Consider the following 14110-nt stretch of genomic DNA (forward strand, 5'->3'; position numbering starts at 1 on the left):
CCGGCTCTAGCAACCGGAAATCCCTTCATCTCAGGGGGGAGTGGGCTTTGGTTTTCGTTTTTTTACAGGTTTTTTAGGCTGAAGTTCCGTTACATTATCACGCATCGGAGCCTGGTTTGCTGCTTCTTCTGCAGCTTCGTGTGAAGTAAATTCAGCGGTTTCAGTGAGGATTTCCTCGGTCATATTTTTTAAGTTCGATCGCCCGAAGTGAAGCTTCGGCTCTTCACCGTCAATGAGTCGGGTAATATTGTCGCGGTGTTTATACAAAACAAACAGGGCAATAAAAAAGAGCGGTGGAAAAGTATCCAGATTGCCGAGGCTTAATAAGGCATAAAGAGGAGCAAGCAATATTGCGATTATTGAGGCCAGAGATGAATAGCGAGTGAAATTAGCGACCAAAAGCCAGGTGGCGATGACCACAACTCCCATTACAAAATGCAGGCCAAGAAAAGCCCCAATGGCTGTAGCTACACCTTTTCCCCCTTTGAAATCAAAGAAAATGGGGTACATATGGCCCAGTACCGCTGCAAGACAGGTAAAGCTGATTGCTGCAGGCCCTGCATGCAAAATTTTTGCAATGAGAACGGGGACCAGACCTTTCAGCACATCGCATAACAGAACAATCACTGCGTATTTTTTTCCGGCCAGCCGAAGCACATTGGTGGCGCCAGGATTTTGCGAGCCTTCTGTTCTTGGATCGGGGAGGGAGAATATGCGGCTGACGATAACGGCCGAACAGACAGATCCGGATAAATAACCCAGTACAACCACAAAAACAAACAGCAAAAAGCTTAACATGACCTCTCCTGAGCAGTGGCAATTTAAATAGTCATTATCAGTTAAACTGCGAAGCTTGTGAAGGGTTAGCTATAATCTATTCCTGATAAAGAGTTATAAGAGTCTCAGGGCAAAAAAAGCTCCTGCAGATTGTTGGTGAATTGTCTTCCTAAAGGGCTTACCTGCCAGTGATCATCCTGAAGGGTGATCAGTTTCAGTTCAGAGGCTTTTTTTAACTTGTCAAGCAAGAGGTTTTTAGGCAATCCGGTCCTTTCTGTAAACAGTTCCAAGGGAATAGCTTGCTCCAGGCGGGTGGTGTTCAGGAAAAATTCAAAAAGCAGGGAATCGGCATCAATTGATTCTTTACCGGCGCAAAAAGGCTTGTCTTTATTAAGATAGTCAGTGGGCTGGCGGTATTTATTAGTGCGAATGATCTCTGGTGTAGCGAGGTCCTGGGTTATTTTACCATGTGCTCCTGCGCCAATACCGAAATAGTCTCCAAATAACCAATAGTTAAGATTATGCCGGGATGCCCTGTTTTTTTTACTAAAAGCAGAAATTTCATAGCGTTGATAAGCCGATTGCTGCAGCAGGGCAAAGCCTTCTTCCTCCATGAGAGCGATCTCATCGTCCTCAGGAAGGACTGGGCGTTGCTTATAAAAGACAGTATTGGGTTCAAGAGTCAGCTGATACCAGGATAAATGCTCGGGTTCATACTGGAGTGCCTGTTGCAGATCAGCAAGGCCCTGTTCTATAGTTTGACCAGGCAATCCGTGCATTAAATCAAGGTTGATATTGTCAAAGCCGGCCCGGCGGGCGGTTTCGATGGCAAAATGGGCTTGTTTATCATCGTGTATACGGCCAAGTTTTTTTAAGTGCTCTGGATTGAAGCTTTGAATGCCGAGCGAAAGGCGATTGATTCCAGCCTCTCGATATCCTCGGAAGCGCTGCTGTTCTACCGTGCCGGGATTCGCTTCCATGGTGATTTCAATGTCTTTAGACAGAGGCAGCAGTTTGCCAATTTCTTCCAGAAGGCAGGTATAGGCACTGGCTGATAATAAACTGGGCGTGCCTCCGCCAATAAAAATGGAAATAATTTGCCGTTGAGGAAAATCAATGAGATCCTGTTTGAGATCATTTAGTAATGCCTGGATGTATTGTTGCTCTGGCAACTCCTGAGGGCTTTTATGTGAATTAAAATCGCAATAAGGGCACTTACGAATACACCAGGGAACATGAATATACAGTGATGTTGGAATCATTGACTCGGATTAGACTGACTTATGTGGAAGTGTAATAATACCACAAGGGGCTGTTTGGCAGCAAAGAAAGTGGAGTGATTAAAATTTACCCTCTCCACGCCAGGTTCACAGAGCCTAAAACAAGATGGGATAGTTTAACAATGCGTGAAAAACCTGTTTGTAAGCAAAAAACCGTGATTGCAAAATCCAATTTGTTTACTATTGAGCAAATGCAATTAGAATTTAGCAATGGTTCCCGGCGAGTATACGAGCGAATTCGTCATCATGGGCATGGGGCCGTATTAATAGTTGCCTTGACACCTTCCGAATCTTTTCTGCTGGTCAGAGAATATGCTGCAGGGACTGATGCCTATGAAGTGGCATTTCCCAAAGGGCTGATTGAAAAGGGAGAATCAGCTTTGCAGGCCGCTGATCGGGAGTTGCGCGAGGAAGCAGGGTTTGGAGCCAGGCGTCTGGATTGGATACACTCTCTGACCTTGGCTCCGGGTTATTTTGGGGCGCGTTTGGATGTCGTATTGGCCAGAGACTTGTATCCGGCGTCATTATCTGGAGATGAGCCTGAACCGCCGGAGGTTATTGAATGGCCATTATATGCAAGTAATGAGCTTTTATTACGCCCCGATTTTTCTGAAGCCCGCAGCATTGCGGCGCTTTTTTTAGTCAAACAATGGTTAGAGAAGGAAAAAAATAATGAGTAATCGTGTTAGAGTTGCAGTGACTGGAGCTGCTGGTCAGATTGGCTATGCCTTACTGTTTCGTATTGCTTCAGGTCAAATGTTTGGTCCGGAAACCGAAGTGGAACTGAATTTACTGGAGCTTGAGCAGGCATTGCCTTCTCTGGAAGGTGTGGCGATGGAATTGGATGACTGTGCTTTTCCATTACTGAAAAGAATTCATTGTACTGCTGATTTAAAAGATGGGATGAATGGCGTTAACTGGGCTGTTCTCGTGGGAGCGGTTCCGCGTAAACAAGGCATGGAACGCTCTGATTTATTGCAGATTAATGGCGGTATTTTCACTAAACAAGGCCAGGCGATTAATGATCATGCCGCAGATGATGTCCGCGTTTTTGTGGTCGGAAATCCTTGCAACACTAACTGCCTGATTGCCATGCACAGTGCGCCAGATGTTCCTGGTGATCGTTTCTATGCGATGACGATGCTGGATGAATTACGCGCCCGCACCCAGTTGGCTAAAAAAGCGGGTGTGCCGGTAACGGATGTTACGCAAATGACTATTTGGGGTAACCATTCTGCGACTCAATATCCTGATTTTTATAATGCAAAAATTAAAGGGGAGTCAGCTGCAAAAGTCATTAATGATGAGAGCTGGCTAAAAGAAACCTTCGTTTCAACGGTTCAACAGCGCGGTGCTGCAGTCATCAAAGCCAGAGGGGCGTCTTCTGCTGCGTCTGCGGCCAATGCGATTATCCAGGGTGTTAATCATCTGGTTACCGATACCGTGTCTCATGAATCCTTTTCTATGTGTCTTCGTTCAAATGGCGAGTATGGCGTCGATAAAGGCTTAATTTTCTCATACCCTTGCCGTGTACAGAATGGCAAATTGTCGGTGGTTGAGAATTTACCTTTAAACGACTACGGACAAGCTAAATTCCAGGCGACTCTTGAAGAATTGCGTCAAGAGAAAGCGGCGGTTAAAGAATTGGGATTGATTAAGGAATAACAAGTAACCGGCTGTAAGTAGCTGACTCTAGTCACATCTCATACAGCCGTCTTTGCGAACAAAGTGAAGCAATCTACATCTAGCTTTAAGGAAACATCGATCTGGATTGCTTCGCCAGGGCTCGCAAAGACGGTTAATCAGAAACTCTTCTAACTTCTTAATTATCTTAATGCCTGAAATGGCGAAAACCAGTAAATATCATGCTGATGCCTGCAGCATTGGCTACCTCTATAACCTCGTTGTCTCGGATTGAACCGCCAGGCTGAATAACCGCGGTAATGCCTGCCTCAATGGCCATCTCCACGCTGTCTGCAAAGGGGATAAAGGCATCAGATGCCATAACTGCCTGCTGGCAGTCCAGCTGGCGTTCTTTGGCTTGCCAGATTGCTATTCTGGTACTCATTACCCTGCTGGTTTGACCTGCACCAATACCAATTGTTGCATGGTGTTTGGCAAGAACTATGGCGTTGGATTTCACATGTTTTACTGCCGCCCAGGCGAATAGCAGATCTTCTTTCTGCTGCTCAGAGGGGGCGTGTCGGGTAACAATTTTGAATTGCTCGGATGCGATGGGGAAGCTGTCGTGTTCCTGAATTAATAAGCCGCCTTCCACACGGCGTGAATCCAGTTCAAAACGCTCGGAAGGTGCTATGCCGCCAGTGACCAACACGCGAATATTCGGTTTGCCTGCCAGAATAATTTTGGCTTCTGCGCTAATCGCCGGCACAATAATGACTTCTGCGAATTGCCGGGAAAGAATATTTTGGGCTGTTTCTGCATCCAGACAGCCGTTAAATGCCAGAATACCGCCATAAGCAGAAACCGGATCGCATTCATAGGCTTTAATATAAGCTTGTAACTGGGTTTTGCCCTGCGCAATGCCGCAGGGGTTCCCATGTTTGACAATGACACAGACAGGCTGTTCTCTGGTAAATGATTTGATGGTATCAAAACCGGCATCGGCATCCAGCAGATTATTATAAGATAACTCCTTCCCCTGAATGATTTCAGCCCGTGCCAATGAATGAGGGGATGCTTTTTTTTCCAGGTAGAACGCAGCTTGCTGATGAGGATTTTCCCCATAGCGTAAATTAAAATGTTTTGTAAACTGGCAGGTCAGGGTATCAGGGAAGCCGCTTGGAATTTTATTTTCATTCAGCGTTCCAAAATAATTGGCAATGGATGCATCATAGGCGGCTGTATGGGCAAAGGCTTTCTTCGCCAACTCAAAATTCCAGTGGGCTGGTTTCTTCCCAGCCTTAATATATTCAGAGAGTTTATCGTAATCAGTCGGACTCACGATAACCGAGACATGCGCATGATTTTTTGCAGCGCCTCGTATCATTGACGGGCCGCCGATATCTATATTTTCTATCGCACTGTCAAAATTACACTCCGGATTGCTGATAGTTTGCTCAAAAGGATAAAGATTAACAATAACCAGATCAAAGGCTTTGATTCCCTGCTGCTGCAATACAGGAGAATCTTGTTCCCCTCTGGCCAGGATGCCTGCATGAATAGCGGGATGTAATGTTTTGACGCGCCCATTCATAATTTCAGGAAAGCCAGTGCAGTCACTGACATCAGTGACTGCTAAGCCTTGTTCACGAAGTATTACAGCAGTATTGCCAGTGGCTACCAGTTCAACGCCATATTCACTCAGCAGTTTAGCCAAACTAACGATACCCTGTTTGTCGGAGACACTAAGCAATGCACGTTTTGGAGAAAAAGTTTGCCAGTGTTGTTCAGCCATAAAATACTCCTGTAGCATTTATTTCGGGAAATAGTGGCGATTTCAATAAATTATTCATTGCGGATAAATTCCAGCAAACTCCATCCCTCATGATTGTAGGTTTGCTGCAAAGCAAAGTGATTCTCGTATTCTTTAACCAAACCTTCAACCTGCTCATTCAAAATGCCGGATACCAGTAATCTGCCTTGTGGGTTTAAAAGCTTGTGAAACACCTCTTTTAACTGGAGTAAAGGAGAAAGAAGGATATTGGCAATCATCAGGTCAACAGGTTCATTCAGGGCGTCTGGTAAACTGATTTGCAAGTGTTCATTAAGTAGATGATTGCTGATTGCATTATTTTCGGTCGCTTGCAGGGCTTGCGGATCGATATCGACGGCGTAGGCTTTATCTGCTCCCAGTTTAAGCGCTGCCAGAGCGAGGATCCCGGAGCCGCAACCATAGTCGATTATGGTTTTACCGCTGACATCGTTATTTCCCAACCAATGCAGGCAAAGACTGGTGGTCGCGTGATTGCCAGTTCCAAAGGCAAGACCTGGATCCAGAATGAGATTCACCGCTTCTGGTTCAGGTGGAGTATGCCAGGAAGGGCAAATCCATAAGCGTTTGCCAAACTGCTGGGGTTTAAAATCGTCCATCCAGCTTCGTTCCCAATCCTGATCCGGGAGTGACTCCATGTGAGAATTGAGCATTGGGAAATCGGATTGCAGATTGTTCAATGTCTGCAGCGCCTCGTTCTCGTCCGAAAATAAGGCATTAATGACTACATCGGGCCAGAGAGGAGTGGTGCCTGGCGCCGGTTCCAATACCGGATCATCATTTTTGTCAGTGAGCGTAATGGATAAGGCGCCAGCATTTTCCAAATAGTCATTGAGTAGTTCAATCTGTTCATGCTGACAATTTTCAATTTGTATTTGATACCACACAGCCTTATTCCTTCAACATTTTTTCCAGGTAGTGAATATTGGTTCCACCCTGCATAAAGGATTTATCACGCAGAATACGCTGGTGTAATTCAATATTAGTCTTAATACCGTCAATAATTATTTCGTCTAGCGCATTTCGCATTCTCGCGAAGGCTTCAGCACGGGTTTCCCCATAACTGATGAGTTTTCCAATCATGGAATCATAATTGGGAGGAACGGTATAGCTGCTGTAGATATGCGAATCAAAGCGAATTCCAGGCCCTCCAGGCTGATGCAACAGACGAATCGTTCCGGGGCAGGGCATGAAGTTTCTTGGATCTTCGGCATTAATACGGCATTCAACCGCATGGCCTTTCAGCTTAATGTCTTCTTGTTTAAGAGTGAATGGCAAATCGCTGGCGATTTTGATTTGTTCTTTAATTAAATCGATACCGGTGATCATCTCGGTGACCGGATGTTCTACCTGTATACGGGTATTCATTTCGATAAAATAAAAGCAGCCGTCCTGATACAGAAATTCAAAGGTTCCAGCGCCTCGGTATTTGAGTTCACGGCAGGCGTTCACGACACGCTCGCCTATTTCCTTGCGAAGTTCTGGTGTAATACCAGGAGCCGGCGCTTCTTCGATCACTTTCTGATGACGGCGCTGCATGGAGCAGTCGCGCTCACCTAAATGAATAGCATTGCCTTTTCCATCGCCCAGCACCTGAAATTCCACATGGCGAGGATTTTCAAGAAATTTTTCCATGTAGACAATCGGATTATTGAAGGCTGCTTTCGCTTCACTGCTGGTTAAAGCGATCGCGTTTAACAGGTTCGCTTCAGAATGAACAACCCGCATCCCTCGTCCGCCGCCTCCGCCTGCCGCTTTAATAATGACGGGATAGCCAATCTGTTTGGCAAGAGACAGGTTTAATTTGTCATCATCAGTCAGCGGACCATCCGATCCTGGAACACAGGGTACACCCGCCTTTTTCATGGCGGCAATTGCAGAAACCTTGTCACCCATAAGGCGAATGGTATCGCCGCGCGGGCCAATAAAGGTGAAACCGCTTTGCTCCACAATATCGGCAAAATCGGCATTTTCTGATAAAAATCCATAACCGGGATGGATAGCTACTGCATCGGTAATTTCCGCTGCCGAGATAATAGCCGGAATATTAAGATAGCTTTTTTGAGAGGGAGCAGGACCAATGCACACCGTTTCATCAGCCAGCCGCACATGCAGCAGGTCTTTGTCCACATCGGAGTGTACTGCAACGGTTTGAATTCCCAGCTCTTTGCAGGCACGGAGAATTCGCAGGGCAATTTCTCCGCGATTGGCAATTACAATTTTACTAAGCATAAGGACTCCCTTATTCTTCAATCACAAACAAGGGTTGGTCGTATTCAACCGGCTCCCCGTTAGCCACCAGAATATCTACAATTCTGCCTGCCCGATCTGCTTCAATTTCGTTAAACATTTTCATCGCTTCCACGATGCAAAGCGTATCGCCGGCCTTAACAGTCTGGCCTATCGTAACAAATGCGGGGGCATCAGGAGAGGGGGAGGTATACATCGTGCCGACCATCGGGGATTTAACTCGATGTCCTTTGGCCGTTGCTGTAATGTTCTCCCTGTTTTCGGCAGTAGCCGGCATGGGGCTGGCCTGGTTGGCAGGAGCCGCAACAGGAGGCGGGGCATAACGAACGGCTTGCGGCGCTTCCATGGTATAATGCCGGCTTAAGCGCACTGACTCTTCGCCTTCTTTGATTTCTATTTCTGAAATACCGGTTTCTTCCAGTAGTTCGATTAATTTTCTGATTTTGCGGATATCCATTGGTTACTCTCTAAAAATTATTAATTATTCACAATCGCTTGCAATGCAAGGTAATAACTGTTGGCACCGAAGCCGCAAATTATACCTTGGGCGATTGAGGACAAAAAAGAATGGTGGCGAAACGCTTCGCGTGAATGAATATTACTCAAATGTACTTCAATAAATGGAATGGCTACAGCCGCCAGTGCATCACGAAGAGCAATACTGGTATGGGTTAAGGCCGCAGCATTGATAATTATGTGGTCTACCTGTTCATCAGCAGCCTGATGGATTCTATCAATCAATTCTGACTCGCTGTTGCTTTGGAAAAAGGCAATTGAAGCCTGGGCTTTGCCGGCATCATCTAGTAAGCGTTGATTGATTTCGTCCAGGGTTGATGTTCCATAGACCTCTGGTTCCCGAGTTCCAAGCCGATTCAAATTGGGGCCGTGTAATACCAGAATTTTCTTCATGACTTAGTTAACTTGCAAAATTTGATGGATTCTGCCTGAAGATTTTAATATTGTCCAGATGCTCGAACATATCGGCATGATACCGACAAGATTGCTTCTAAATAGAATCAAGCTTTTATCCTTTTAAGTTCCAGGTCTTCCCGCTTTGATAATCCGTTCGCGTATTCCCTGCCATTCTACAGTATCAGGAGGCAGTTCGATGGCAATGACTGCGGCCTCGGATTTATCAGCACGCCGTAATTGAAAATAAAGCTCATAAGCCATCTCGCTGGCATGGGCCGGTAATTGATAACTGGAATGGGCCGCTGGCAGACTAAGCTTTTCGAAACATAATGCATAGACGGATTGAGATTGGCTTTGGATAAATCGCTTAAGGCTGTATTGGTCATCAAAATAAAACAGGGTTTTTTCGGGCTGATAGTGCTGCTTTAGCCTGCCTGATACACGGGTTTCATTGACTAGAGACAAGGCTTTTGCATTGAGAAAAGTATCCAGTGTTTCTTCATTGATAATGCCCGCCCGTAATAACTGGTAACTTTCAGGATGAGTCGCATCAACAATAGTGGATTCAATCCCTACTGTAGCTCGACCGCCATCGAGAATAAGCAATGAATCATTGTGGAAGCTGTCCTGAACATGTTCTGCGGTGGTCGGGCTTATTTTTCCAAAAGGATTGGCGGAGGGAGCCACTAAAGGAAAGTTCAGGCTATTAAGAAGGGTTTGGGCAATGGGATGAGCCGGACAGCGTATCGCGACGGTCGACTGACCTCCCGTCACTGACGGGCTGATTTTACCAGGACGGGCTGAGAAAACTAAAGTCAGAGGACCTGGCCAGAATTTCTCCATGAGCTTATGCGCATAAGGAGGAATATAATTTACCCATTCCAGCAAATCGGTGTCCGATGCCACATGCACTATCAACGGATGATTTAAGGGTCTGTTTTTCAGTTGATAGATTTTAGCGATCGCCGCTTCATCTGTAGCATTTCCTGCCAGGCCATAAACGGTTTCTGTGGGAATGGCCACAATATCACCCCGGATGAGCTGATGAGCCGCCAAATCAATATCAGTAATAATAGTAGCCATGCCAAGCACGAAAAAAAAGAAAGCAGTATTGTACAGTATAAGAGCAGCCAAGTGCAAAAGCCTGATAAGGTATTCTTTAAAGAATGGGCGATTAACAGATTAAAAATTAACAATTTAAAATTAAATAAAACTATGGTAGTTTGACTGCTAGCTGATAGAATTGCTTTCACGGATTTTGGTATAAGCCAACCTCAGATGCTTTAAGCTGGAATTCGGAAACCGATTCAGTTAGTTGTTTTTACTGGTTGGTTGTTACCAGACTTTTCAAAGTCAGGCTGTCAAATTTTGTGAGTCAAGTCTGGTGTTTTTTAACAACATGGGCTCTCTGGGACGAGCTGCCTCATGTGTATTAGCTTAAGGAGTTAGTATTAATGCACTACAATCTCAAATTATCACCTCTTGCAGCAGGTTTGTCATTGATCATTGCCTCTTCTGCCCATGCAGCTGAGCCTGTGCAGTTACAAAATGCGTCTTTGCAGAATCTCCAACAACAGTTTCATCTGGCTTTACCCGGTGTACAGCAGGGTGTGGCGGCTTCTGACGATAGTTTGCAATATTTGCAGGAAAGCACCGATAAAAATCATGTAAACCATGTCCGTATGCAGCAACAATATGCGGGTTATAATGTAATCGGTGGTTATGCCATTCTTCATAGCACTAATGCTGCGAGCAGCCTGGTCGCTGGAAAAGGCAAGGTTTCAATGAATGGTAAAGTGTATTCCGGTTTAAAAGCGGAATTAGGCAAACCATCTGCTGATTTTATAAAAAATGGCGACGCGGCGCTGAATCAATTCAAAGCGCAATATAATTCAAATGATGTCAGTGAAGAACAAGTTACGCCGGTAGTGTATATCGATAAACAAAATAAAGCGCACTGGGCTTATAAAGTAAGCGTTTATGTTCGTTATGATGATCGTATTCCGGAAAGACCCTCCGCAATTCTTGATGCTGATACTTTAAAACCATTTATCCAATGGAATGATATCAAGACAGGACGTGCTGCCGTTAAAGGGAAAGGCTTTGGTGGTAACAGCAAAGTAGGTGAAGTGAGCTATGGCCGTGATCTACCCCTCCTGGAAATCACCCGCTCCAAACTGCTCAATAAATGCTATATGGAGAATAAAGAAGTCCGTGTAGTGGATATGGAGCATAGTTATTATTCAACGAACAAGCCCATGAGTTTCTCCTGTAAGAAGGATGATGGGGATGAGGACATTTTCTGGACTGGTTACAAAGCGGATGGCTATGATCGCGACAATGGTGCCTATTCACCGACCAATGATGCGTTATATGCTGGTTATGTAATCAAACACATGTATCACGACTGGTATGGTGTAGAAGCGTTGAAGAAACGAGATGGTTCGCCCATGCAGTTAGTAATGCGCGTACACTATGGCCAAGGTTACGAAAATGCCTATTGGGATGGCAAGCAAATGACCTTTGGTGACGGCGATACCTTTATGTATCCATTAGTCTCCCTGGGTGTCGGCAGCCATGAAGTCAGTCACGGATTTACTGAACAGCATTCCGGACTGGAATATTATGGTCAATCAGGCGGAATGAATGAATCATTCTCTGACATGGCCGCAATGGCAGCTGAGTATTATTCAGTGGGCAAAAGCAGTTGGATGATCGGCGCTGAAATCATGAAAGAAGACAGCGGCTGGGAGACTCTTCGTTATATGGATGTACCCAGTAAAGATGGTATGTCAATTGACTCTGCTGATGAATACGATAGCAGCCTCGATGTTCACTTCTCCAGTGGTGTGTACAACAGATTGTATTACACCCTGTCTAATCAGGCTGGCTGGGATCCGAAAAAAGCTTTTGACGTGATGGTTAAAGCCAATATGGATTACTGGACTCCTTATGAAACTTTTGATGAAGGCGGTTGCGGTATGATAAGCGCAGCGAAAGACCTGGGCTACTCAATCGAAGACATCAAAAAATCGTTAGGTGTTGTTGCCATTAACTACAACTCATGTAGCTAATCGCCTTTCTTAGGCCCGGTCGCTTTGACCGGGCATCTTTATTCATTTATTCCTGCAAGGCTTATTCAAGCGATTTGTAAAAACTCTGCATGGATTTTGCAACCATTTCCGGATTTTCCATATGAATATGATGACCACCTGACAACATCTGCACCTGGATGCCTTTAACTGCCTGGATTCGTTTTTCCATTTCTCTTTTGGGAAAGCCAAAGCCATTATCGGCCCAGATAAGATAGCTTGGGGAAATAATTTCTTTAAGGCAGGACAGAACCTGCCCTTCGGTCATTCGCAGTGGAGTGGGGTGAATTAATTTGCGGTCATGCCGCCAATAATAGCCTTTTGCTTGCTCATCAACACCGCGCTGACAGAGAATTCTTGCATATTCAATAGGTAAGTGACCATTCCGCGCTCTTGCCTGTGCAGCCAGCTCAAGAGATGGATAAGGTTTCGCCGCTTTGGCAGAAGCCAAAAGGCTGCGGTTTATATAATTTGAAAGTTGTTCACTACATGTTTCTTCTGGAGAGGATAATGGACCTAAGCCTTCAATTAAAACGGACGACAAAACATTCTCTGTAAGTACACCGGCTACAAGGCTCGCAAGACAAGCTCCCATCGAATGGCCCAGTAAATGGATTTTCTCATATCCCAGTTGTTTAATAATCTGATACACAGTGAAAATGCCATCACTAAAATGATAATGATACCCATCAGGTAAATGAGATGACAAACCATGCCCGGGCAAGTCTACGGCAATAACATAAAATTTTTCGCTCAAAAAGGGGGCCAGGGGCTCAAACGAGTTGGCATTATCCAGCCAGCCGTGCAGGCATAGTAATGGTGGCAGACTTTTGTCCCCCCAGGTTCTAACGGCAATCTGAAAGCCGGGAATATCTAAATAGAAGTTGTCCATAATCACTCTGCAATGTTTAAATCAGTTGACTTGTTATAGTATAACTAAAACCATTTAAACTTATCTGCCTTGAAGCCAGCTAATTGATTGCGGATATTTGGGAGATGGCATTAAAAGCGTGGGCTGGGAAGTGTATTGGGTCACTGCCAGAGCGTCTTCCTCTGGCGGCCGCTCTATATTGGGTGTTGTCGTAAAAAATCGGTAATGAGAGTTACGACGTAATGAAACAATACTCTCGTTTAAGTGGACAGGATCGCCGATGATAGGGCTATCCGGTGGAGCAAGCTTCGCTGTTACAAAAGAAGGCTGATTATATCTGAGTGTCTCAAACTCTCCTCGAGTCATTTTCATCCTGCCAAAATGCAGGCGGATATCGTTAGGGGGAAGAAACTTGAAATAGGAAATCAGTTTTTCACGGGGGAGATATTCAAACCCATTGCCATGAAGTATAAGGATTCTCAGGTCCTTTGAAACTCCGGCAAAAAAGAAGGGTATGCTGCCTTCTGGTAACTGGTTATAAGACAAATCCAGTTGTTTTGTAAAAGAAGAAACAGAACGAGTCAAGAGTACCGCATCATGTGGTTCTAAAAGACCCAGATTATTATAAGCAAGACTTAATTTTTCTATATGCAAATTTCCAATAAAAACAGATAAGCTGTAAACCCATTCTTTTTGAAAACTGGTATCTAAAATCTCAATTTCATTGATATGCCTGGGTAATGTCTTCCAGGCATCCAGCATGTTAGGGGAAATACTATGGGGAAAAGGAATGGCAACCACCAGTTTCCTGAGATGACCAGGCAATTGTCTGAACAGTGAAAATACCCATTCAGCACGCCAGCCTCCAAAGTCCAGATGCAGGCTTTGGAAAGCACGCGGATAGTGCGGAATAAGCTCAATAATCTGCTGGGGGGTATAATGAGATAGATCGATACTATCCATAAGCAAATGACGTAATGATTTGGGGAATGCCTGCCAGATGCTGATGAGCATAAATTGGTCACAGACGATTGCCGGGTTATTACGAATATTCAGTTGTTCCAGTGAAGGGAGATTAATTGCAAGTCCATTCAGAAATGAAATGAGTGCCTGGGCTGAAAGATTATTTCCTTCTGCCTTAATACAGCGTAATTGGGTGGGTAAAACATAGCCTAGAAATAGCAGTTGTTCAGGGCTGAAACGATCGAGATAATTAGCCGATATATTGAGATTGCCAAGTCCTTTGGGAAGCGCGCGTAATATACTGACATACTCGTCATAATCAAACTGAATAAGCCCGCTGCCGGCAAGAGTGAGCTTTCTGATGTAAGAAAATTCTGAACTCAGGGCACTGATAATCGTTTTTAGATTCTGCTCTTTAGCGAGCGGCAAAACACTGAGTCCGGCTTTGACCTCAATCAATAAACTCCGAGGCTCTGTGTTGCTAAGCTCAAATCGACAGGACATTCCAATC

Annotated in this window: 13 protein-coding genes; 3 read left to right on the forward strand and 10 right to left on the reverse strand. The window is 44.9% G+C overall.

Going from position 1 to position 14110, the window contains the following annotated elements:
- Window positions 1–30 precede the first annotated feature (30 nt).
- Both plsY and hemW read right to left on the reverse strand, forming a co-directional pair.
- A complete protein-coding gene (gene plsY / locus B1207_RS13045; RefSeq protein ID WP_112220378.1) occupies window positions 31–798 on the reverse strand; it encodes a glycerol-3-phosphate 1-O-acyltransferase PlsY in 768 nt (255 codons plus the stop codon).
- Window positions 799–902: 104 nt separating this feature from the next.
- Window positions 903–2039 carry a radical SAM family heme chaperone HemW gene (hemW, locus tag B1207_RS13050; protein ID WP_112220379.1) on the reverse strand — a complete coding sequence of 379 codons (1137 nt, stop codon included), beginning with the start codon at window positions 2037–2039 and terminating at the stop codon, window positions 903–905.
- Window positions 2040–2179: 140 nt separating this feature from the next.
- On the opposite strand from hemW, the gene nudE reads away from it, so the two are divergent.
- Together nudE and B1207_RS13060 are read left to right on the forward strand one after the other, a co-directional pair.
- Window positions 2180–2737, forward strand: a complete 558-nt coding sequence (gene nudE / locus B1207_RS13055; protein ID WP_112220380.1) for an ADP compounds hydrolase NudE — start codon at window positions 2180–2182, stop codon at window positions 2735–2737.
- On the forward strand, window positions 2730–3722 hold the full coding sequence (locus tag B1207_RS13060) for a malate dehydrogenase (RefSeq protein ID WP_216362469.1): 993 nt from the start codon (window positions 2730–2732) through the stop codon (window positions 3720–3722). The genes nudE and B1207_RS13060 overlap by 8 nt, the downstream gene beginning before the upstream one ends.
- Window positions 3723–3888: 166 nt before the next feature.
- On the opposite strand, the gene purH is transcribed toward B1207_RS13060, so the two are convergent.
- The 6 genes from purH to B1207_RS13090 form a co-directional block, all read right to left on the reverse strand.
- Window positions 3889–5475 (reverse strand): bifunctional phosphoribosylaminoimidazolecarboxamide formyltransferase/IMP cyclohydrolase, encoded by a 1587-nt coding sequence (purH, locus tag B1207_RS13065; protein WP_112220382.1) that lies wholly within the window; start codon window positions 5473–5475, stop codon window positions 3889–3891.
- Window positions 5476–5525: 50 nt separating this feature from the next.
- A complete protein-coding gene (gene prmA, locus B1207_RS13070; protein ID WP_112220383.1) occupies window positions 5526–6398 on the reverse strand; it encodes a 50S ribosomal protein L11 methyltransferase in 873 nt (290 codons plus the stop codon).
- Window positions 6399–6402: 4 nt separating this feature from the next.
- On the reverse strand, window positions 6403–7743 hold the full coding sequence (gene accC, locus B1207_RS13075) for an acetyl-CoA carboxylase biotin carboxylase subunit (RefSeq protein WP_112220384.1): 1341 nt from the start codon (window positions 7741–7743) through the stop codon (window positions 6403–6405).
- Window positions 7744–7753: 10 nt separating this feature from the next.
- On the reverse strand, window positions 7754–8218 hold the full coding sequence (gene accB, locus B1207_RS13080) for an acetyl-CoA carboxylase biotin carboxyl carrier protein (protein WP_112220385.1): 465 nt from the start codon (window positions 8216–8218) through the stop codon (window positions 7754–7756).
- 20 nt (window positions 8219–8238) lie between these two features.
- A complete protein-coding gene (gene aroQ / locus B1207_RS13085) occupies window positions 8239–8670 on the reverse strand; it encodes a type II 3-dehydroquinate dehydratase (RefSeq protein WP_112220386.1) in 432 nt (143 codons plus the stop codon).
- Window positions 8671–8793: 123 nt separating this feature from the next.
- On the reverse strand, window positions 8794–9756 hold the full coding sequence (locus B1207_RS13090) for an L-threonylcarbamoyladenylate synthase (protein WP_112220436.1): 963 nt from the start codon (window positions 9754–9756) through the stop codon (window positions 8794–8796).
- A 371-nt stretch (window positions 9757–10127) separates the two neighbouring features.
- On the opposite strand from B1207_RS13090, the gene proA reads away from it, so the two are divergent.
- On the forward strand, window positions 10128–11747 hold the full coding sequence (gene proA, locus B1207_RS13095; protein ID WP_112220387.1) for a zinc metalloprotease ProA: 1620 nt from the start codon (window positions 10128–10130) through the stop codon (window positions 11745–11747).
- A gap of 61 nt (window positions 11748–11808) precedes the next feature.
- Here the strand turns inward: proA and B1207_RS13100 are convergent, their stop codons facing one another.
- Together B1207_RS13100 and B1207_RS13105 are read right to left on the reverse strand one after the other, a co-directional pair.
- Window positions 11809–12657 (reverse strand): alpha/beta fold hydrolase, encoded by an 849-nt coding sequence (locus B1207_RS13100; protein WP_112220388.1) that lies wholly within the window; start codon window positions 12655–12657, stop codon window positions 11809–11811.
- A gap of 60 nt (window positions 12658–12717) precedes the next feature.
- Entirely contained in the window at window positions 12718–14103 is a 1386-nt protein-coding gene (locus tag B1207_RS13105; RefSeq protein ID WP_112220389.1) for a hypothetical protein, read from the reverse strand.
- Window positions 14104–14110 lie beyond the last annotated feature (7 nt).

Origin of the sequence: Legionella quinlivanii, from assembly GCF_003265995.1 — a bacterium.
GTDB lineage: Bacteria > Pseudomonadota > Gammaproteobacteria > Legionellales > Legionellaceae > Legionella_C > Legionella_C quinlivanii_A.